Raw genomic sequence first — 19524 nt, 5'->3', positions numbered from 1 at the left:
CGCGGATAGACCGACCGTCTTGGGCCAGTTTCGGGCCGGTGGCCGCGCCCGCATAGAAGTGGTCGTCGGACCGCCTCGGTACGGGTCTAGCTATCCGGCCCGTATTTTTAACAGTTCGGCCAACCAACATTCACATTGGAGGCCCATGTACGAGAGCATCCTGTTCCCAACCGATGGCAGCGAGGCCGCAGACGCGGCCCTGGACCACGCCGTCGACCACGCTCGGCAGTACGACGCCACGTTGCACGTGCTGTTCGTGGCCCAGGATGACTTCGGACCGTCGGGGCTGATCCACGAGGAACACGACGACGTCGAACAGTCTGACATGGTCGGCGAGCACGACGAGACGCAGTCGTCCGGGATGACCAACGAAGACCCAGAGCGGATGGGGGTCATCGCCGAGCACGGCGAGGCCGTCGTCTCCGAGGTCGCCGACGCGATCGGTGACGAGGTGGTCGTCGAGACGGCGGTCCTCAGTGGCACCCCCTACGAGCGCATCCTCGATTACGCCGACGAGGAGCGCGCGGACCTGCTCGTGATGGGGACCCACGGGCGGACCGGCGTGGACCGCTACCTCCTCGGGAGCGTTACCGAGAAGGTGGTTCGGACCGCCGACATCCCAGTGCTCACCGTGCGCACGGGTGACCAGTAACCTCCCAGCTGCTTTTCTCGACTGCGCTGGCGACAGCTGCGGCGGCTCTGTGTGCCACTACTCGCGGTGTGTCCTTCGACGGCTTCCAGCGCCGCGCACACGACTATCCGACCGCGCCAAGCGCTGTGCCGGACCGGCATAGCCTGTCGCGCTCATCCAGAGGGGGTGGTCGTCGTCGGCGTTCCCGCTGCGCTCGACGGCTGGTCCGTCGACCGGGACTCGATGTACGCCTCGGCATCGAGCGCCGCCATACTGCCGGTGCCGGCGGCGGTAATCGCCTGTCGGTAGGTCGGGTCCGCGACGTCGCCCGCGGCGAAGACGCCGTCGACGCCAGTCTCGGCCGTAATCCGACCAGCGGCGTCCGTTTCGGTCACCACGTATCCCTCCGAGTCGAGTTCGACGGCCGTGTCGGTCAGGAACGCCGTGTTCGGCGTGTGGCCGATGGCGTAGAACACGCCCTGGACGTCGACGGTCTCGCGGTCGACGACCGTCCCGTCGGCCGCTCGCTCCGTCGGATGGCCGTCGGGGTGAGAGACGAGCGTCGCACCGGTCACGCCGTCAGCCTGGGACCCGTGAATCGCCTCCAGCTCGGTGTTCCAGCGGAAGCTGATAGCATCGTGGTCGCGTGCGCGCCGCGCCATGATATCGGACGCCCGGAGGGACTCACGTCGGTGGACGACCGTCACCGAATCGGCGAACTTCGCGAGGAACAGCGCCTCCTCTATCGCGGAGTCGCCACCGCCGACGACGAGGACGTCGTTCCCTCCATGGAAGGCGCCGTCGCAGGTCGCACACGTCGAGAGCCCGTAGCCCATCAACTCGGCCTCGTTGTCCGCCCCGACCCAGCGCGCGCTCGCACCCGTCGCCACGAGGAGGGCACGCGTCCGTATCGTCTCGCCGGACGAAAGCGAGAGCTCGATGGGGTCGCTGTCGAGCGTGGCCGCCTCGATACGGCCGTGTTCGAAGGTCGCGCCGAACCGTTCGGCCTGTTCTTTCCCGCGCTGTATCAGCTCCATACCGCCGATACCGTCGGGAAAGCCGAGGTAGTTCTCGACGTCGGTCGTCAGCGTCAGCTGTCCGCCGGGCTCGTCGCCTTCGAGCACGAGCGGCGCGAGGTCCGCACGGGCGGCGTAGACCGCCGCTGAGAGCCCGGCGACGCCCGACCCGGCGATGACGAGGTCTCGTGAGTCACTCATTTAGGTGTAGGAGGCCACGAGCGACCGCAACTGGTCTTCGGGCTGGACACCGACGATTTCCTCGACCTGCTGGCCGTCGGCAAAGAGGACGAGCGTCGGGACGCCGCGAACACCGTAGGCGCTGGCGAGTTGCTGGTTCGCGTCGACGTCGACTTTCGCCACGACAGCGTCTGTCTCTGCGGCCAGCCGCTCGACGACGGGCTCGAGCATCTTGCACGGGCCACACCAGTCGGCGTAGAAGTCGACGAGCACGGCGTCGTGTGTCGATACGAGGTCGTCGAGCTGCTCGCCGCTCGAAACACTCACTGGTTCGCCGCTCGGTTCCGTGTCCGATTCTGTTGCAGTATCAGTTGTCATCACCGTAGGGTAGGGGCCATGAGTGTTTAAGAGTTGTGGGTATACTATACAATACAATTATCGAACGATACGAAACTACCGTGCACTGACGCAAAACCGCCGCGCTAGCTCTGCGCTTGCGGCGGGGACTCGGCTTCGTCCTCGTACTTCCGTTCGAACTCCCCGATGAGCTGGCCCATCTTGGCGTACCAGTCGTTGAGCATCCGCTGCATCTCACCGGCTATCTTCGAGGGATCCGTGGGGCGGTAGACGTGGTAGTAGCCGCCCTGGTCGTAGTTAATCTGCTCTTTCTGGATGAAACCCGTCTGGAGCAGGCGCTGGACGGCCCGGTAGGCGGTCGAGCGCTCGCGGTCGACGGCATCGGCTATCTCGTCGACAGTGAGCGATTCGTCGGCGCTGACGAGGGCCTGAAAGCACTCCTTGTCGAGCTGTTTGAGCCCGTGGAAACACTCAAGCAGCCCCTCACACTCCATATCCTGTTGTAGCTGTTCGGTCATCGAGTCAGGCATTGTTCTAGCTAGACGGAGGGGCCGTGTCTGTAAAAAGATTTGTGTAGAGTTCGCACAATTGTGTACGAACGACCTCAGGCCGGTGAGGACGACTGTGACTCCTCGCGGAGGGCGGTGACGCTGCTGTAGACGACGGCCCCGCTGACCATGAGCGCGGAGCCGAGGATGAGCACCAGACTGACGGTGTTTAGCACCTCGATGCCGTAGACGTTGCCTATCTCGCGGACCGCGACGGCGAGCGCGCCGCCCAGCAACATCAGCCCGAAGTACACCTTGATCTCGTCCTCGTCGACGATGCTGGTCGCGGCCGAGCCGATTCGAGCACCGAAGGCACTGCCGGCTAACAGCGGCACGACGATCGAGAGGTCGACCCCGCCGTCCATCGCGTACAGGAAGCTCCCCAGTCCGCCCGAGAAGACGATCTCGAAGAGGTCAGTCCCGACAGCGATGGGGACCGGGACCCCGATGAGGTAAAACAGCGCGGGCATGCGGATGAACCCGCCGCCGACGCCGAGAAAGCCCGAGAGTAGGCCGGTGACGAAAGCGACAGCCAGTATCAGCCACAGCGAGACGCTGACGCCGCCACGGAGCGACATCATCGGGGGGACGCGATAGGACTGTATCTTCTTCGCTATCTCCGGGATGTCGTCGTCGTCCACTTCGGCGTCCGCCTGGTCGTGGTCGATGCCGCCGCCACCGCCGCCTTTCAGTGCTTCGTAGGTGACGAAGGCCCCGATGCCACCCAGCAGGAAGACGTAGGTGACACTGATGATGCTCCCGGCCATTCCGAGTGACTCCAGGTGGATGACGATCTCCTTGCCGGCCTCGATGCCCGCGGTCGTCCCGGCAATCATCAACACTCCGAGTTTGTAGTCGACCTGACCCATATCACGGTGTTTCAGCGTCGCGATGACGGAGGTCCCGAACACGAACGCGAGCCCGCTCCCGACGGCGACCCGGGTGGGATACCCCATCACCAGCAGCGCCGGCGTGACGAGGAAGGACCCGCCCATCCCGAAAAAGCCAAACAGGACGCCGATGAGCAGCCCGAACCCGATGAACAGGAGGACCATTCCCAGACCGAGACCCAGTATCTCCATCTCTCACTCTCCCTTCAGTCGGTCGACCACGCGGTGTCCGAACACCTGTTCGACCGCACCGTAGCCGATGTAGAGGAGGACCGCTTCGAGCAGCACGACTCCGATGAGCACGGCTGCGTCGACGCTGTTCGCTCCGCCGGCTGCGACCGCCGCCAGGTCTACCATCGATACGTCCCTCCGGAATTGTTCTGTTGTGCGAAGATCATACTTTTCTGCTCGTCTCCCTCTAGCCGGAGGGTACTGATAACGGTTTTGGGCGATAGACACAATATTACTGCAGAGAATCTGACCGCTAACCCACTGGAATATTTGCATACGTTATCTGGATATCGGCCATCGGGCCGTAACGATTACAACTGCCTCTCCCTTGTGAAATAAATTCGCGCGCGCCCCACGACATAGTATGTGACTGCCGGTCGCCGGTACAGGACGAACAGGAGCGGCCGTCGGCTGGCAGGGACGACGTCGCCAAGAGTATTGTCTAATACAAACAATATTAATGGTGGGTCACGTACCCACGCGTATGAGGGCCATCTATGCGACAGACCTCTCGGCGGCAAGCGAAGCGGCGATAGCGTCGGAAACGTGTCTGGAGTGTCTCGGGCGCATCGGCGTCGACACCATTCACTTGGTCACGGTCATCCCGTCGAACGTCCACGCCGGGATGCCGGGGATGAACTTCAGCGAGCGCCGCGAGCGGGCGCTGGCTCGCTATCAGAACGTCATGGCGGACGCGGGGTTCGAGACCGAGACGCACGTCGTTCGGGGGACGCCCCACCGTCGTATCAACGGGCTCGCCGAGGCCGAGAAGGTGGATATGACGATTATCGGCTCCCGCGGTCAGAGCCCGCTTGAGAATCGGGTCATCGGGTCGACGGCCAGGAACCTCGCGCGGACGACCGTGGTGCCGCTCCTGGTCAACCGGGTCGAACGCGAGGCTGACGACCCCGAAGTGCTCAGAGAGCATCTGTTCCAGCGGGTGCTCTATGCGACCGACTTCTCCGAGAACGCCGAGCGCGCCTTCGACGCGTTCTCGTATCTGCGCCACGCCACGCAGGAAGCGACGCTCGTCCACGTCAAATCGCCCAAGGACCCGGGCGCGACCGACGGGGACCCTGGGGACCAGCTGGACGAGCTCGCTTCAACGCTCGGGCAGTGGGACATCGACACGACCGTCGAGGTTCGACAGGGTGACCCCGCAGAGGAGATTCTGGCCGTCGAAGACGCGGTGACGCCGACGACGACGCTCGTCGGCTCCCGGGGCCGAAGCCGGATGCGGCGGCTGTTGCTCGGTAGCGTCTCCGAGGACATCGTGGCCCGTGCGAGCGGGAACGTCTTCCTCGTCCCGCCGCCCCGAACCGCCTGAAAACGGCCGCTAAACGGTCCCGATAGCGGTCATCGACCCGAATCCGAGGGCAAAAGAGAGGGCGAAGGAGCCGACCCACGCGCCGACCGTGACGGTTATTTTCCGCGGGTCGATGGCCTCACTGCCCCCGACCGCGGCGCCGCTCCCGATAATGGCGCTGACGATAATCTCGTTGAACGAGACCGGGACGCCCAGCAAGACGGCGAGTTGTGCGATGAGGAAGCTCGGAACCAGGGCAGCGATGGACCGGCGCGGGCCCAGCGAGGAGTAGTCCTGCGAGAGCGATTTTATCATCCGGGGGGCACCGGTCCAGGAGCCCACGAGGATTCCCAGACCGCCGCCCAGGAGGACGACAGCGGGAGAGAGCATACCCACGTCGTCGAGCAGCGGGAGCAGCGGCCCGACGGCCAGTCCGACCTGGCTCCCGCCGGCTGAAAAGGCCACGAGCGAGCCCAGAACCAGCAGGACGCGTCTGAGGCCCCCCGCCTCGTCGCGACGGACGTCCCAGTAGACCAGGCTCGCGACGGCCAGTGCGACACCCCCCGAGAGGACCGCTGTCGCCGCGACCCCGTTGACACCGAGCAGCCGCTCTCCGAGGGCAGTAACCGACCCTGGCTCACCGCCAGGGCCGAGGAAGGCAAAGTCGACGTTCGCGAGGACGACACCGACGAGTGCAGCCAGAGCCGGGATGGTCATCCGCTCCGGGGCGTCCGCCCGCGGCAACACGCTCGCGATGCCGTAGGCGACGGCGCCGCCGACGACGGGCGTCAGCAGCCACACGGTCCCGATTTGCTGGTACTTGGCCCACACCGGGGTCCCCCCAATGGCCATCCCGACGCCGATGACCGCGCCGGTGACGGTAAAGGCCGTCGCGATGGGGTAGCCGGTGTAGATGCCGACGGCCATGAGCCCGGCCCCGACGAACAGGGCGACGATGACCCCCGACGCGGGGAGACTGACACCGCCGACGAGCCCGCGCCCGACTGCCTCCGAGACGTTCGCCCCCTGGGTCACCGCACCCGCGAGTCCGAAGATCCCGACGACGAAGGCCGCCCGCATCGTCGAGATGGCGTTGGCGCCCACGGCGGGCGCGAAGGGGGTTGCGCCGCTGGAGCCGGCACCGATGACCCACGACATGAACAGACTGGCGATACCGGCGATCAGGAAGAGCGCGATGACTGCGAGTTCCATTGGTAGTGAGAATGAAAACCGAGCTTTAGTCCGCGCCTGCGGGGGCGGCGTCGGCGCTACTCGTCTGGCTCCGCCACCAGCCCTGCAGGTACGCGCCGAGGAACATCCCCCCGAGCGCCCAGAGGATTGCCACGTTGCCGATACCGAGGCTGGCGTAGGCGGCCCCCGGACAGATGCCCGAGAGCCCCCAGCCGACGCCGAATATCCCGCCGCCGATCAGCACGTTGCGGTCGAAAGACTTCAGCCGGCGCTCGAAGCGGTCGCCGGTCAGGGGCGCCCGGTCGAGCACCCGCGGCATGACGAAGAAGACGACCCCCGTCACAGCCGCGCCGCCGAACATCACGAACAGCAGGCCGAAGTCCTCGAACTGGAGGAAGTTCAACACGACCTCCGGGCGGGCCATGTGGCTGTAGGCGAGCCCGAACCCGAATATCAGCCCGCCGAGCAGCACGAGCGGCATGAACAGCGGGTGGCGGTCAGTGGCTGACGCCATTACGGTGTCACCCCCAGTGCGGCGACTATCTGTGCCGTCACGATCGCGGTGACAAGGAACGCCACCACGCCCAGGATAGACGTCTTCGAGGCTGAGCCGACGCCACAGACGCCGTGGCCCGACGTACACCCTTTGCCGACACGGGTCCCGATGCCGACGAAGACGCCGCCAACGAGCAGCCGCCACCAGGCGACGTCGGTGGTCCACGCGCCGCCCTGATAGACGACCGCATACACTGCGGCCCCGAGGACGATGCCGAGCGTGAACACGACCCGCCAGTCTCGCGAGGCGACGTACTGCTGGAACCGCGACTGGCCGGAGACGTACGATAGCGTCGACTCGAGGAACGTGCTCGCCCCGGCACTGATGCCGGTGCCAACGTAGATGACGGCCGCCCCGAGGCCGACGAGCAGCCCGCCCACGGCATACCGGGAGATCCCGTTCGGGAACAGCTCGGCGGCCACCTGCAGCGGAACTGGGTCTGTTACCATCGCCGCTTAGTCACCCGCGAGCGATTCCTGGCTCGCTGCGCAGTTGTTGGGACCGAGTTCGAGCGTGAACGCCTCCTCGTCGTCGACGGTGTTCTGTCCGAGGTTCGTCGCGATGATCTCCTCGTAGTTGGCCGGCCGCGGCGGCATGTCGGCAAGCACCGTCTCGACGAAGTCGTCTTTCTCCATCGTGAGCGCGTCCATCTCCGCGACGAGCTGGCCGATGGGTGCGGTGTAGGTGCCGTCGTCGGCGGGGACGGCCGAGTCGCTGAAGTGTGCGCCGGCGACGAGCGTGTCGTCGGGCAGCGTGAGCACGCGCTCTTGCAGCGAGTCGTACAGCATCCGGGCGGCGTCGGGTGCGCCCTCGTCGCCCTCCTCGAGGTCGGGACGGGCGACACTCTCGATGAACAGCCCGTCGCCGGTAGCGAGCAGGCTGTCGTCGACGAGATACGAGGTCATCCCGGTCGTGTGGCCGGGCGTCGCGACGGTCTCGATGGTCGCGTCGCCGACCTGGAACTCGTCGCCGTCGTCGGCGGTCGTCAGTTCGTCCGCGTAAGTGACCCCGCGGTCGACGGCCGCTGCGGGGATGACACCCTCGACGCCTTCGCCGGCCAGGTCACGCACGCCCGAGATGTGGTCCGCGTGGATGTGCGTGTCCAGTGCGTACTGCAGGTCGACCCCGAGCTCTTCGGCGTCGTCGAGATAGCGGTCGGTGAAGGCGCGCAGCGGGTCGATGACAGCGGCCTCGCCGTCGTCGTAGACGAGATAGCCCAGACAGCCCGAGGAGGGGCGCTGGTACTGCAGTAGCGTCCCCGCCCCGTCGTAGTCGGTGACCTCGACGGTCTCGTAGATGCGAGCCCAGCCGTTCATCCCGTCTTCGAGGTGGTCGACGTCGTAGCCCTCATCGGCGAGCGTGCCCGCGACGTACTCGCTTGCGCCACCCTTGGCACAGAGGACTGTGAGCTCGCGGTCGTCGGGAATTGATTCGAAGACCTCGTCGTCGATGTCGTCCTCTAGGAACTGGAAGTACGGGACGTTGATAGACTCGACGTTCTCGCCGTCGATACGCCATTCGTCGTAGTCCGAGGACATACGCGCATCGAGGATGGTGACGGACTCACCGTCGTCGATGCGTCCTTTCAGCGTTTCGGGCGTGACCGATTCGACGTCTGCGTCCGGCGTCGGGAAGTCGTCAGCGTTCATGTGGTACACCCCCTTCTACAGGGTTGATGCATAAAAGAGTTTGTATAGAAATTCCCAATACACACAATACTATATGTCCGAATAGCAGCCCTCTTGGACGTGATCTATGTCCTAAAACCGGCTATTAGAGGCTTTGGAGTAGGTCTGGGACGATTCTGGTAGGGGTAATAGTTCGAGGTGAGTACAATAATCGACAATGTTTTAACCTGGCACCGAATATTGTGCAGTAGCTCCAATACACCACCTGGAGTCCTTCCAACAATGAGTGAATCATTCGACATCGCAGAGACGCTCGACGTGAAAGGTGCATCGTGCCCAATGCCGGTTGTCAAGACCAAGTCCGCAATCGACGACATCGCCGAAGGCGGCGTACTGGAGGTCCTATCGACGGACAGCGGTAGCATGAGCGACATCGACGGCTGGGCCGAGGGGACCAGCGGCGTCGAACTGCTCGAACAGGTCGAGGACGGTGACGTGTACAAACACTACGTCAAGAAAACCAACTGAGATGAGTACGGATACACCCTCGACCGGCGACGACGAGTCCATGACCGAAGCACAGCTCCTGGCTCGAATCGAAGAGCTCGAAGAGAGCGTCGCCGAGCTCGAAGCCGACGACGACCAGAAGAAGATGACCATCGTCGCCACCCAGGGGACGTTCGACATGGCCTATCCGCCGCTCATCCTCGCCAGCACGGCGGCGGCCTTCGGCTGGGACGTGGTCGTCTTCCACACCTTCTGGGGGCTGGATATCCTCCACGAGGAGAAATCGGAGAAGCTCCAGCTCTCGGCGGTCGGCAACCCGAACATGCCGATGCCGAACGCGCTCGCCGCACTGCCCGGGATGGACCGGATGGCGACGCGGATGATGGAAAAGCGCATCGACGAGAACGGGACGGCGACTATCAAGGAGCTCATCGACCTGTCGCTGGACCAGGGCGTCGAGCTGCAGGCCTGCCAGATGACCATCGAACTGATGGACTACGACGAGGACGACTTCCACGACGACGTCACCGTCGGCGTCGGCGCGGCCACCGCGCTCCAGCACATGGCCGAGTCCGACATCCAGCTCCTGGTCTGAGCGGCCACGTTCACAGGGCACCCTTTGCAGTACTGAACGCATCATGAGCCAGACAACAATCGCAATCGTCGACGCATCGGTCGGTGACACGCCCGCAGAACGCAATTTGACACGCTCACTCGACGCCGAGACGCACGTGTACGAGGTCAGCGACGGCCAGTTCCCACCGCTTCCGACCGGCCCCGACCGGGCGTACGACGGCGTCGTCATCAGCGGTTCCCAGACCTCAGTGTACGACGACCACGACTGGATTCACGACCTCACGTCGTGGGTCCGCGAGGTCCACCGTGCGGACGTGCCTGTCCTCGGCATCTGCTGGGGCCACCAGCTGCTCGCGCAGGCGCTTGGCGGGCGCGTGGTCGATATGGGCGAGCACGAACTGGGCTACCGGACGGTCCACCGGCGTGGCGACGACCCGCTGTTTGCGGGCGTTCCGGTATCCTTCACCGCCTTCCAGACCCACTCAGACCGGGTCGCCGAGCTCCCGTCGGGGGCGGTCGAACTGGCGCGCAACGACCACGGGATTCAGGCGTTCCGGCTCGGCGCCCGCTACGGCGTCCAGTTCCACCCGGAGTACGACCGCGAGACCGCCGAGTGGGTCATCGGCAACAAGGACCTCTCGGCGGACCGGCTCGAATCGGTGCGCGCGACGCTCACCGACGAGTCGGTCGAGGCGGCCAGCGTGGCGACGACCGTGTTCCGGAACTTCCTCGGGCTGGTCGCCGCCCACCAGCGCCGCCCCGACCGGACGGACTGACGCTTTTAGTCTCAGAACTCTTCGGCGAGCGCGTCGGCCAACTGGTCTACCTCTTGCTCGGTGTTGACCGCGTGAATCGATGCCCGCACAGCCGACGGGTCGGGCAGCGACCGGACGACGATACCCTCGGACGCGAGTCGCTCGACTATCTCCGCTGGGGCCGCCACGTCGATGGTCACGAGCCCGGATTCGGGCGTCGCTGGACTCAAAAGCCGTTCGGACGGGACCTGGTCCCCGAGTCGGCCGGCCAGACGGTGGATACGTGACTCGATGCGCTCGATGCCCACCGCACTGACCGTTTCGATGGCCTCGCCGAGAGCGACGTGTGGCGCCGGATTCGCCGAGCCGACCTCGAATCGGCGGGCGCCCGATTTGAACGCGAACGGGTCAGCGGTCGGCGTCTCGACGCTCCGGTAGCCCACTGTTCGGGGCTGTAACTGCTCTGCCGCGTCGCTATCGACGTAGAGGAACCCGCCGCCCCACAGGCCCAGCAGCCACTTGTGACCGGCCGCCGCGACCGCGTCGGCTCCCCACGCCGACACGTCCACCGACAGCTGGCCGGGGACCTGCACGGCGTCGACGAGTGCGAAGGCTCCCGCGTCGTGGGCGATATCGACCAGCTCGGCGACGGGGAGCCGTGTGCCGTGGGTCCACGTGAGGGCGCTGAAACAGACGACGTCGGCCCCAGCGACGGCTGTCTTGTAGGCCTCACGGTCCAGCCGACCGTCCGTGGTCTCGACCACACGCACCTCGACGCCCTCGCGTTCGAGTCGCTGCCACGGGAGGACGCCGGCGGGATGTTCCAGGTCGGTCCGGACGACCACGTCGCCCGCGCCGAGTCCGAGGCCGTCGGCGACCGCGTTGATGCCGGCGGTCGTGCTCTCGGTCAGGGCGATCTCCTCGCCCGATGCGCCGACGAAGGAAGCGACCCGTGCCCGGACGTCGTCGTAGGCGTCGAACGCCATCCCGTAGGGGTCCGACCCGACGGGTGACTCGAACTCGTGTGCCGCGAGGAACTCCTGGGCGGCCGAGACGACGTACCGTGGACTCGGCCCATGGGCGCCGTAGTTCATGTAGACGCCGTCTTGCAGGGCGGGGATGTCGGCCCGGAGTTCGGCCGGCGTCAGCTGGTCGGTCGATTGTGGGTGGTCGAGTGCGGTCATCGGCTGTGGTTACGTCGTCAGTATAGAATAGTTTTGGGTGTACTATACAATATCGAGAACAGGTCGCCTCCCCGAGCAGTCGTCTGGACACGGGGTATCCGGCGTCGCGGCTTGGGCCTCCCTGCCCAGGAGTGGGTGCCACGGTCGTCTGGCCGGTCCAGGTTACCACCGTGGGCGGCAAGCGCCACTGACCGCTGCTGCCAGGAGCCCGGGCTATTCGAGCAGCTGGCCGCGGTACTGCTCGGCCAGCGCGCGGTCGAACGCGGACAGCTCGACGATGTCGTCCTCGGTGAGTGACTCGACTTCGTCGACGTAAGCGACGGCGTCCGCGCGGGCCTCGAAGGGGGCGGGATTGACCCGCATGGGGTCGTCGAGACGGTCAGCGTCGGTCTCGAGGGCGTAGTACGCTGCCGTTCCGTCGATGAGGTCCCGCGAGTTCAGGTCCCTGACCCACAGGCCGTCGACGTCTGCATCGGTCTCTGCGAACTGCCCTGTAACGGCGTAGTACGTCGTCGCACAGCCCGACGTACAGAAGAACGCTCGGGTGTCGTCGGCGTGGACGGCCTGTCCGTTCCACTCCGGGAAGTTTGCGGCCTTCATCTCACAGACGGCACAGCGGGCATCGTCGGGAACCGCGACCGCTGAGCGGGCGTCACCGTCGTCGGTCTCGCTCTCGTGAGCGACGTAGCTCGTACAGTATCCGCTGGGGTCGATCGTCCCCTCGACGATGGTACAGGCGCCGAGTCCGTCGCCGTTCTTGTCGGGGATGTAGTAGCTGCAGCCCGAACACTGCTTTCCGTCTTCTGGGTCGGACTGGTAGTTCACTGCCCCCTGAGAAGAGAGGGAATCGGGGTCGCGCTGTTCGCCACTCAGACCCGTCGCTGTCCGGTACTCTTCGGGCACGCTGTCGCTCCCCGTCGCCGTCGGGGTCGAGTCACCGTCGCCGTTGCCGCCACAGCCCGCGAGGGAACCGGCGGCACCGCTCCCCAGCAGTGCGAGCATCGTCCGTCTGTCGAGACCTCTCATGGTTCGTTCTCGCATACTCGGGTCTCCGTCGGCGACAATGAAAGTCGGTCTGGTAGAATCGTCGTCCCGTTTCGAGAGCCCCACCAGACCGCTTACCTCCGCCAGCGAGAAAGAGAAAACCATGCAGCGACGGAGCTGCCTCCTGGCCGGTCTCGGTGTCGCCGCCGGAAACGTCGTCCCTCCCACCGCTTTGCTCTGGGGGAGCGGCGGCGACGAGACGGTCCTCGGCCCGCAGGCTGACCACCAGTCCGGGGGTGGGAAACTCCCAGATCCGAGCGACTGGGATCGAATGCAGCCAGACATATCGGCTGGAAACTGGCGGTTCCTGCGGCCCGAGAGACCGTTCCGCACCGAGGGAGTCCTCGAGGGGACTACCTGACCGATGCAGTCCTGCACGCCAGCTAATCCGCTCCTGGGAACGGAGACGCTCGGACTGCCGGTGCTGGCACTCGCCGGCCTGCTCGGCGGCGCACACTGTATCGGCATGTGCGGGCCGCTGGTCGCTATCTACGCAGACCGGATGTCAGAGGACGGGCGCGACGACATCCTCTCGTTCTGGGAAATCAGGCAGCACGCGGTGTTCAACCTCGGACGTACGGCTACGTACACGCTACTGGGTGGGGTCTTCGGTCTCGCGGGCCAGCTCGCGTTCCTGAGCGCCCGGAACGTGACGATGGTCGCAACGGAGGTCCGCGCCGTGACAGGTGTCATCGTGGGTCTTACCGTCGCCGCCGTCGGCCTCAGCTACGTCACTGGCGAGACGCGGACCGTTTCGATACCGGGTATCGACCGTGTCACGAACCCGGTTCGGCACGCCCTGCTCTCGCGGGTCGACGAGTGGGTCGGCGACTACCGCATCGCCGGGCTCGGTGCGGTCCACGGGTTCCTGCCCTGTCCGCTGCTGTACCCGGTGTACCTGTACGCGTTCGTGCAGGGGTCTGCACTGGGTGGCGCGGCGGCGCTCGCCGCGTTCGGCCTCGGCACCGTTCCGGCTGTCTTCGTGACCGGCACGGTGTTCGAGGGGCTGAACGTCGGCAATCGGCGGTGGCTCCACCGTGGGCTCGGTGTGGCGTTCGTCATGCTGGGGTACATCCCACTCCAGCACGGTCTCGCCGAGCTCGGTATCGCGCTTCCAGCCGTTCCGCTCCCGCACGTCCAGCCGTGGTGAGCGACCACGCGAGCCGCACAATCGAGGGGACTGAACGCGAGGACGTGTATTGCCGGGGGTTGCAACCAGCCGGGCGTCCGACGACCCCGCGGTGGGAACCGCCCACTGGCCAGGACTGTCAGTCTCAGTCGTCGAGTCCGAAGTCAGCGAGCGAGTGCGTGTGGTGCCACACGGCAACGACCTCCTCGATGTCGAACGTTAGAACACCGTCGGTCAGCTGAATCCGGACGGTTTCGTCCGCTATTTCCGTGTCGTGCAGATGCATCTCCAGCGGTTCGTCGAACTCCGATACAGCGAGCATCAGTTCACCTTTCTCTTCGAGCTCCGTCCGTAGGTCGTCAGTCTCAACTACCATTGCGTCTCAAGATTGGACCTCAGTATAATAATATATTTTTAGCATTCTCAAAACATTACTTTCGACGAAGCGTTTTTATATTCCCATCAACCTGGTGGCGGCTTCCCTGAGGGACATCCCTTCCCCGACGACATCGCGCCGGTAGTGCATGTAGACGACCCCGAGCGGTGGCTGGAGGATGTACGCCAGGGCGATAGGTAACACGGCTCCGGTCGGCAACGTCTCGGCGGCGACGACGATGGCTATGGCGATAGAGAGGTTCCGCATGCTCGTGGCGTAGACGAGCGCGACCCGCTGGGCGTCGTCGAGGAAGACACGCCCCAGTCCGGACCCGACGGCAACCACGGCCACGTAGAACACGACGAGCGGGACGACGACGCTGGCGGAGGCGACCGGGTCGGCCAGAATCGCCCGCGACCGCATCGTCATCGCGATGAACACGATGAGCATCACGCCGACGGAGCTGAGCCCGCCGAACGTGGGTTTCAGTTGGCGGAACCTCTCCGGGCCGTACCGACGGAGGAGGAGACGGCGGGTGACGTTGCCCGCCACCATCGGCACGACGACGACCTGCGCGAGCTGTCGGTACAGCGCCGTCGGCTCGAAGCCGACGCTTCCGGGTATCAACAGGGACAGGTAGGCAGGGAGTATCGCGACAGCGGCGAGCAGGTTCACCGCCATGGCGACCAGCGCCGACTCCAGGTCACCGTCGGCCAGCCCGGTCCAGGCGGCGGTCATCCCGGAGGTCGGAATCAGGGCGATGAAGTAGAGCCCGACCGTGTATTCGACGCTCCCGGGGAAAAAGGCCCGGGCCAGCAAGACCGCCACGAGCGGCGAAACCAGGAAGTTCACCACCAGACTGAGCCCCACGGGACGCACGTGAGCCTGCAGATTGCGTATCTCGTCTAAGTCGATGGGTATCATCATGGGATAGACCATCAGAAACAGCACCGGGACGATGGCCGTCTGTAACAACGCTCTGGTTCCCTCGCCCGCCACCTGACCGAACGCGAGCCCGGTGACAAGCGAGGCGATGACGACGTAGATGAGGTTGGCCTTCAGCGTCTCGAAGAGTCTCGGTATCATAGTTGTGTGTCGGTGTCCCGTCACGCGGCCCCGGGGTCGGCACCACCGCGACGGACGCCGTACATCTGACCACTGTCTGCCGATACAAAAATGTACAGTTAGCACAATACAATGAGGTATAACTCGGCCGCTGTCGTGTGCCAACTACAACTACATGTACGTCTCCCACGTTCTCTCGACCGTGACAGCAACACAGTCGCGCTCGGTCGATGGACGGGGAGTGTCGCTAACCGGGCTTGAACAGGGTATCGTCGTCCTCGTCGCTATCACGGCAGTAACACATATCTACCCCGGTATCGTCGAGGGCGCGCCGCCGCTCGTGCTCGCGGGCCTGGGCTTTCTGGGCGGCGCGGCGCTGTACGTCCGCGGCGTCCGCAGACAGGCGCTCGCCGTCGCGGCGATACCGTACACGGCCGTCCAGATACCGCTGTGGGTCGTGATAAAGGCCGGCAACTACACGCTCGTCGGCTACGTCGACAAAGCCGTCCAGGTGGTCCTCGTGCTCGCGTTGCTGGTCCTCGTTCTCAAACGGTACCGGGACTGAACGACTGTTCCGGTCGCTGCGCTCGCTCGTCTGTTTATCTGGCTGGACCGCTCGGGAGCCGCTTATCTGTTCTCACGGTCTTGGAATAACCATACATTATTAAATGGTTCGCTCGCCTACTACTACGTGAGAACCCATGACTACGAACCAGACTTCGGCCGAGGCTGAGACGACCGTCGACGCCAGGGGTGCGACCTGTCCGGGCCCGCTGATGGACCTCATCGCGGAGATACGGGCCGTCGACACCGGCACTGTCGTCGCCTTGCTGAGCGACGCTGACAACTCGAAGACGGAGGTCCAGGAGTGGGCCGAGGAGTCCGGAAACGAGGTCACCGATATCGTCGACGAGGGCGACCACTACAGGATTCACGTACGAAAACTATGACCGAACACATCGCAATCGTCGGCGGCGGAACCGGCGGCACCGTGCTGGCAAACAACCTCGCGGAGGAGCTCGGAGCGGAACTCGATGCCGGTGAGATAGCCATCACGCTGTTCAACGACGGCCCGGACCACGTCTACAAGCCCGTCTGGCTCTATGTCGCCTTCGGGCAACGGGAGCCCGCCGACGGTCGGCGGCCGCTCCGTGAGCTCGTCGACGACCGCGTCGACATCCGGCAGGACTACGTCTACGACATCCACCACGAGCGCCGCCAGCTCGAACTCGTCGACGCCATCGAGCCTGTCGAGTACGACAAACTCGTCATCGCGACGGGCTCTCAGCTCGACCCGGAGCGCGTGCCCGGACTCGTCGAGGGTGGCCACCACTTCTACGGCGAAGACGGGGCCCAGGCGCTCCGGGACGAACTCCTCACGCTAGAGGGGGGCCATATCGTGCTTTCCGTCGTCGGGACCCCTCATATGTGTCCGGCCGCACCCCTGGAGTTCGTCTTCATGGTCGACGACTGGCTCCGCGAGCGGGGCCGCCGCGACGACGTCGACGTCACGTACACCTACCCCATCATGCGGGTCCACGGGAACGAACACATCGCCGAGTGGGCCCGACCACGACTGGAAGAACGCGACATCGGAATCGAGACGATGTTCAACGCCGAATCGGTCGACCCCGACGCGGAGACCATCACGTCGATGGAGGGGACGGAACTGGACTACGACCTGCTGGTCGCCATCCCGCCCCACACCGGGAGCGACCTGATAGAGACGGCCGGTCTGGGCGACGGCGGCTGGGTCGACGTCGACCAGCACACGCTCGAAGCGACCGGCTTCGAGGATATCTACGCCATCGGCGACGCCGCACAGACCGGCGTGCCGAAAGCCGGCAGCGCCGCCCATTACCAGGCCAACGTCGTCGGCCAGCGCATCGCCAGCGAGGTCCGAGGCCAGCCGGCGACGGCCGTCTACGGCGGCAAGACTATCTGCTTTATAGAGACCGGGATGGACGACGCGACGTTCGTCGAATTCGACTACGAGAACCCGCCGGAGCCGAGCGAGCCGACCCAGGCCATGCACTGGTCGAAGCTCGCCTACAACGAGTCCTATTGGCTGACCGCGCGGGGGCTGCTGTGAGGTGACTACCAATGAGTGAACAACAATCACCGACCGACGACCTGACCGAGGAACTGACCGCCGCCATCGAGGAGAACCCCGAGGCGTTTGCCACGTTCGTCCGGAACCTCGATACGGTCAACGAACTGGTAGAGGTGGCCGACCTCGGGACGTCCGCGATGGACGACGAGATGATAGCCGAGCTGGCCCGGACCGGGTCGTCGCTTGGCGAGCTCGCCGATTCCGCGGCCGATGGGAATACCCGAAGCGGGATTCAGGTCCTGCTACGGGCGCTGGGCGAGGCCGACGCGAACGGTCCCGTAGACCGACACGACGTCTGGGACGGGATTCGCAGCGGCGACTTCCTCCTGGGAGTGCGCTACGCGCTCTCGATAGTCCGGTCGCTCGGCCGAGTCGCCAGAAACTGATGGCCATCTCCCGTTCCGTGACCGCGAAGAGAAAATTCGCGTCTCGTTACCGACTGTCTACCGGACAGGTATTCATCCCCAGTACCGAGTAGAGCGGACAGAAGCCCGTGAGGCCGGTCCCAATCAGTATCACCGCGCCGAGTCCCAGCACAGGTGCGGAAAGCGACGGGAGCGGTAGTGCGCCCGCGAGTACCGCGAGCGAGACGAGTCCGGCGATGGCGCCCAGGCCGATTCTGACGCGCCCGTCCGTGGCACCGACATTTTGAGCCATACATGTATGTAGCGCCCCATCGACAATAAGGTTGCTATTGTACAACTCTCCCAAGAAAGATACCGCTCTCAGCTGTACCGCTCGATGAGCGAGCGCAGCTGTGGTTCCTGCTGGAGGCCTACGAGCTGTTCGACCTGCTCACCGTCTGCGAACAGCAACAGGGTGGGGACGCTACGGACCCCGAACTGGGCCGCGAGGCCCTGGTTCGCGTCGATATCGACTTTCGCGACCGTGGCGTCGGTTCCGGCCGCCACGCGCTCGACGATGGGTTCGAGCTGCTTGCACGGCCCACACCAGTCGGCGTAGAAATCAACCAGCACGACCCCATCAGCGACGATGTCCTGGAACGCTTCGGCGGCGTCGACGTGGACTGGCTCGCTCGGTGACGCCTCGCTCTGTCCGCTGTCACCCGTCTGTCGCTCGCCGTTCCGGAGCTGTTCCAGTTTGCGCTGTCGTATCTCCTCTAGCTCGTCGGTCATCGGCGGAGACAACGCGTTCCTCGGGCTTATTTGTTTTGCACAAAAGATACAATACTGGCGCGCTCGCCGGCCGCTGTGTCGGCTGGCCCACGCCGCCGTCGCTGTCGAAACTGTTTCGGCGGTCACCGACTAACTACCACGGCGAGGGATGCTCCGACTGATCGGTGACTGGCTCGGCTGGGGCGAGGCGACGGCACTCCTGGTCCTCATCGGACTCGCGACACTCGGGACGCTGGCACTTTTCGCTGTCGCCGCCGCCGGCACGCTCAGGCGTCGGAGCAGGCCCTATCTGCTGTTGACCATCGCTATCGGGCTGCTCGTCGCTCGGTCCATGCTGGGGTTCGGGACCGCGCTTGGCGCCGTCCCGATGCCGGTCCATCACCTCGCCGGCCACGGCGTCGACCTCGCGATTGCGCTCCTCGTTCTCGGGGCCGTCGCCGCCGTCGACCGACCGCCGTCACCGGAGTGAGTTCTGTTTCGACGACCGCACCAAGAGCCATTTCTTGCCTGTTGCAGTAGTACGGCGTATGGCTGACTGTACGGGGGGTCCGACCCGCAGACACGTGCTCGCCGGTACGGCGACGCTTCTGGCCCTCGCCGGCTGTCAGGGCGACAGCGACACGGCCGAACCCGTCTCGATTGCTGACGACGAGAACTGCATACAGTGTGGCATGGTGATCTCGGACCATCCCGGACCGGTCGGGGAGACGTTCTACCAGGATGCCACGCCGAGCGGGCGGGAAACCCCGGTCACGTTCTGCAGTACGACCTGCACCTATCGACACCGCTTCGCGAAGGAACAGGAGGGGTGGACGCCGTCGGCGACGTTCCTGACCGATTACAGCAGCGTCGACTACGACGTGCGGACCGACGGCGGGGCCACCGTGTTGACACACCACCTCGACGCCACGGCCTTCGCCGAGACGTCTGAGCTGACAGTCGTCGCGAACTCCGACGTCCAGGGCGCGATGGGGACCGCTATCGTCCCGTTCAGCGACAGCGGCGACGCCGAGGCCTTCGCCGAGGAGTACGGCGGAGAGACCCTCCCTGCGGAGGACATCCGGCGCGAACTCGTCAGTAGCGGGTGAGGGGATTCCTGCGAGTT

Annotated in this window: 27 protein-coding genes; 12 read left to right on the top strand and 15 right to left on the bottom strand. The window is 65.1% G+C overall.

All coding sequences use genetic code 11. The features are described from left to right. The first annotated feature begins 145 nt into the window (after positions 1-145). Positions 146-652: a universal stress protein gene (locus P1K32_RS17090; protein ID WP_276252226.1), complete on the top strand. Its 507-nt coding sequence runs from the start codon at positions 146-148 to the stop codon at positions 650-652. Between the two features lie 152 nt (positions 653-804). On the opposite strand, the gene P1K32_RS17085 is transcribed toward P1K32_RS17090, so the two are convergent. The 5 genes from P1K32_RS17085 to P1K32_RS17065 form a co-directional block, all read right to left on the bottom strand. Next, on the bottom strand, positions 805-1848 hold the full coding sequence (locus tag P1K32_RS17085) for an NAD(P)/FAD-dependent oxidoreductase (protein WP_276252225.1): 1044 nt from the start codon (positions 1846-1848) through the stop codon (positions 805-807). Then, entirely contained in the window at positions 1849-2205 is a 357-nt protein-coding gene (gene trxA, locus P1K32_RS17080; protein ID WP_276252224.1) for a thioredoxin, read from the bottom strand. It abuts the gene before it with no gap. A gap of 104 nt (positions 2206-2309) precedes the next feature. Further along, the gene (locus P1K32_RS17075) at positions 2310-2714 is read right to left on the bottom strand and encodes a helix-turn-helix domain-containing protein (RefSeq protein WP_276252223.1); all 405 of its coding nucleotides are present in this window, start codon (positions 2712-2714) and stop codon (positions 2310-2312) included. A gap of 74 nt (positions 2715-2788) precedes the next feature. Further along, positions 2789-3814 carry a sulfite exporter TauE/SafE family protein gene (locus tag P1K32_RS17070; protein WP_276252222.1) on the bottom strand — a complete coding sequence of 342 codons (1026 nt, stop codon included), beginning with the start codon at positions 3812-3814 and terminating at the stop codon, positions 2789-2791. 3 nt (positions 3815-3817) lie between these two features. Continuing rightward, complete coding sequence (locus P1K32_RS17065) at positions 3818-3979, bottom strand: DUF7512 family protein (RefSeq protein WP_276252221.1); 162 nt, start codon at positions 3977-3979, stop codon at positions 3818-3820. 358 nt (positions 3980-4337) lie between these two features. Here P1K32_RS17065 and P1K32_RS17060 point away from each other — a divergent pair, with 358 nt between their 5' ends. Next, entirely contained in the window at positions 4338-5180 is an 843-nt protein-coding gene (locus P1K32_RS17060; RefSeq protein ID WP_276252220.1) for a universal stress protein, read from the top strand. A gap of 9 nt (positions 5181-5189) precedes the next feature. Here P1K32_RS17060 and P1K32_RS17055 read toward each other — a convergent pair whose 3' ends face one another. The 4 genes from P1K32_RS17055 to P1K32_RS17040 are packed head-to-tail and all read right to left on the bottom strand — an operon-like array spanning position 5190 to position 8555. Then, positions 5190-6371 carry an inorganic phosphate transporter gene (locus P1K32_RS17055; RefSeq protein WP_276252219.1) on the bottom strand — a complete coding sequence of 394 codons (1182 nt, stop codon included), beginning with the start codon at positions 6369-6371 and terminating at the stop codon, positions 5190-5192. 25 nt (positions 6372-6396) lie between these two features. Beyond that, entirely contained in the window at positions 6397-6864 is a 468-nt protein-coding gene (locus tag P1K32_RS17050) for a DUF6691 family protein (protein ID WP_276252218.1), read from the bottom strand. Then, positions 6864-7355 carry a YeeE/YedE family protein gene (locus tag P1K32_RS17045; RefSeq protein ID WP_276252217.1) on the bottom strand — a complete coding sequence of 164 codons (492 nt, stop codon included), beginning with the start codon at positions 7353-7355 and terminating at the stop codon, positions 6864-6866. Before P1K32_RS17045 ends, P1K32_RS17050 begins: the two co-directional genes overlap by 1 nt. A gap of 6 nt (positions 7356-7361) precedes the next feature. Continuing rightward, positions 7362-8555 (bottom strand): MBL fold metallo-hydrolase, encoded by a 1194-nt coding sequence (locus P1K32_RS17040; protein ID WP_276252216.1) that lies wholly within the window; start codon positions 8553-8555, stop codon positions 7362-7364. Positions 8556-8816: 261 nt separating this feature from the next. On the opposite strand from P1K32_RS17040, the gene P1K32_RS17035 reads away from it, so the two are divergent. Genes P1K32_RS17035 through P1K32_RS17025 form a run of 3 tightly spaced genes read left to right on the top strand, consistent with a single transcriptional unit; the run spans position 8817 to position 10393 of the window. Then, positions 8817-9062: a sulfurtransferase TusA family protein gene (locus P1K32_RS17035; RefSeq protein WP_276252215.1), complete on the top strand. Its 246-nt coding sequence runs from the start codon at positions 8817-8819 to the stop codon at positions 9060-9062. Between the two features lies 1 nt (position 9063). Next, the gene (locus P1K32_RS17030; RefSeq protein WP_276252214.1) at positions 9064-9636 is read left to right on the top strand and encodes a DsrE/DsrF/DrsH-like family protein; all 573 of its coding nucleotides are present in this window, start codon (positions 9064-9066) and stop codon (positions 9634-9636) included. Between the two features lie 43 nt (positions 9637-9679). Continuing rightward, positions 9680-10393 carry a type 1 glutamine amidotransferase gene (locus tag P1K32_RS17025; protein WP_276252213.1) on the top strand — a complete coding sequence of 238 codons (714 nt, stop codon included), beginning with the start codon at positions 9680-9682 and terminating at the stop codon, positions 10391-10393. A gap of 11 nt (positions 10394-10404) precedes the next feature. Here P1K32_RS17025 and P1K32_RS17020 read toward each other — a convergent pair whose 3' ends face one another. After that, the gene (locus tag P1K32_RS17020) at positions 10405-11556 is read right to left on the bottom strand and encodes an aminotransferase class V-fold PLP-dependent enzyme (protein WP_276252212.1); all 1152 of its coding nucleotides are present in this window, start codon (positions 11554-11556) and stop codon (positions 10405-10407) included. Between the two features lie 213 nt (positions 11557-11769). Then, entirely contained in the window at positions 11770-12582 is an 813-nt protein-coding gene (locus tag P1K32_RS17725; RefSeq protein ID WP_349682137.1) for a nitrous oxide reductase accessory protein NosL, read from the bottom strand. Positions 12583-12964: 382 nt separating this feature from the next. Here P1K32_RS17725 and P1K32_RS17005 point away from each other — a divergent pair, with 382 nt between their 5' ends. Next, entirely contained in the window at positions 12965-13750 is a 786-nt protein-coding gene (locus tag P1K32_RS17005; RefSeq protein ID WP_276252211.1) for a sulfite exporter TauE/SafE family protein, read from the top strand. 124 nt (positions 13751-13874) lie between these two features. Here P1K32_RS17005 and P1K32_RS17000 read toward each other — a convergent pair whose 3' ends face one another. Beyond that, positions 13875-14105: a hypothetical protein gene (locus P1K32_RS17000; protein WP_276252210.1), complete on the bottom strand. Its 231-nt coding sequence runs from the start codon at positions 14103-14105 to the stop codon at positions 13875-13877. A gap of 75 nt (positions 14106-14180) precedes the next feature. After that, positions 14181-15191, bottom strand: a complete 1011-nt coding sequence (locus P1K32_RS16995; protein ID WP_276252209.1) for an arsenic resistance protein — start codon at positions 15189-15191, stop codon at positions 14181-14183. Positions 15192-15372: 181 nt separating this feature from the next. On the opposite strand from P1K32_RS16995, the gene P1K32_RS16990 reads away from it, so the two are divergent. From P1K32_RS16990 to P1K32_RS16975, 4 genes are all read left to right on the top strand, one after another. Continuing rightward, a complete protein-coding gene (locus tag P1K32_RS16990) occupies positions 15373-15735 on the top strand; it encodes a hypothetical protein (RefSeq protein WP_276252208.1) in 363 nt (120 codons plus the stop codon). A 136-nt stretch (positions 15736-15871) separates the two neighbouring features. Then, positions 15872-16120 carry a sulfurtransferase TusA family protein gene (locus P1K32_RS16985; RefSeq protein ID WP_276252207.1) on the top strand — a complete coding sequence of 83 codons (249 nt, stop codon included), beginning with the start codon at positions 15872-15874 and terminating at the stop codon, positions 16118-16120. After that, entirely contained in the window at positions 16117-17262 is a 1146-nt protein-coding gene (locus tag P1K32_RS16980; RefSeq protein WP_276252434.1) for an NAD(P)/FAD-dependent oxidoreductase, read from the top strand. The genes P1K32_RS16985 and P1K32_RS16980 overlap by 4 nt, the downstream gene beginning before the upstream one ends. 11 nt (positions 17263-17273) lie before the next feature. Then, positions 17274-17669 (top strand): hypothetical protein, encoded by a 396-nt coding sequence (locus P1K32_RS16975; protein WP_276252433.1) that lies wholly within the window; start codon positions 17274-17276, stop codon positions 17667-17669. Between the two features lie 46 nt (positions 17670-17715). On the opposite strand, the gene P1K32_RS16970 is transcribed toward P1K32_RS16975, so the two are convergent. Then, complete coding sequence (locus P1K32_RS16970; RefSeq protein ID WP_276252432.1) at positions 17716-17940, bottom strand: YgaP family membrane protein; 225 nt, start codon at positions 17938-17940, stop codon at positions 17716-17718. Between the two features lie 68 nt (positions 17941-18008). After that, positions 18009-18419 carry a thioredoxin gene (gene trxA, locus P1K32_RS16965; RefSeq protein ID WP_276252431.1) on the bottom strand — a complete coding sequence of 137 codons (411 nt, stop codon included), beginning with the start codon at positions 18417-18419 and terminating at the stop codon, positions 18009-18011. A 148-nt stretch (positions 18420-18567) separates the two neighbouring features. Here trxA (P1K32_RS16965) and P1K32_RS16960 point away from each other — a divergent pair, with 148 nt between their 5' ends. After that, on the top strand, positions 18568-18888 hold the full coding sequence (locus tag P1K32_RS16960; RefSeq protein WP_276252430.1) for a DUF7471 family protein: 321 nt from the start codon (positions 18568-18570) through the stop codon (positions 18886-18888). Between the two features lie 58 nt (positions 18889-18946). Beyond that, positions 18947-19507 carry a nitrous oxide reductase accessory protein NosL gene (locus tag P1K32_RS16955; RefSeq protein ID WP_276252429.1) on the top strand — a complete coding sequence of 187 codons (561 nt, stop codon included), beginning with the start codon at positions 18947-18949 and terminating at the stop codon, positions 19505-19507. Positions 19508-19524 lie beyond the last annotated feature (17 nt).

Source organism: Haloarcula rara (genome assembly GCF_029338235.1).
Classification (GTDB): Archaea; Halobacteriota; Halobacteria; order Halobacteriales; family Haloarculaceae; genus Haloarcula; species Haloarcula rara.
The sequence above is the reverse complement of the archived record's forward strand: the minus strand, read 5'-3'. Positions and strand labels throughout refer to the sequence as shown.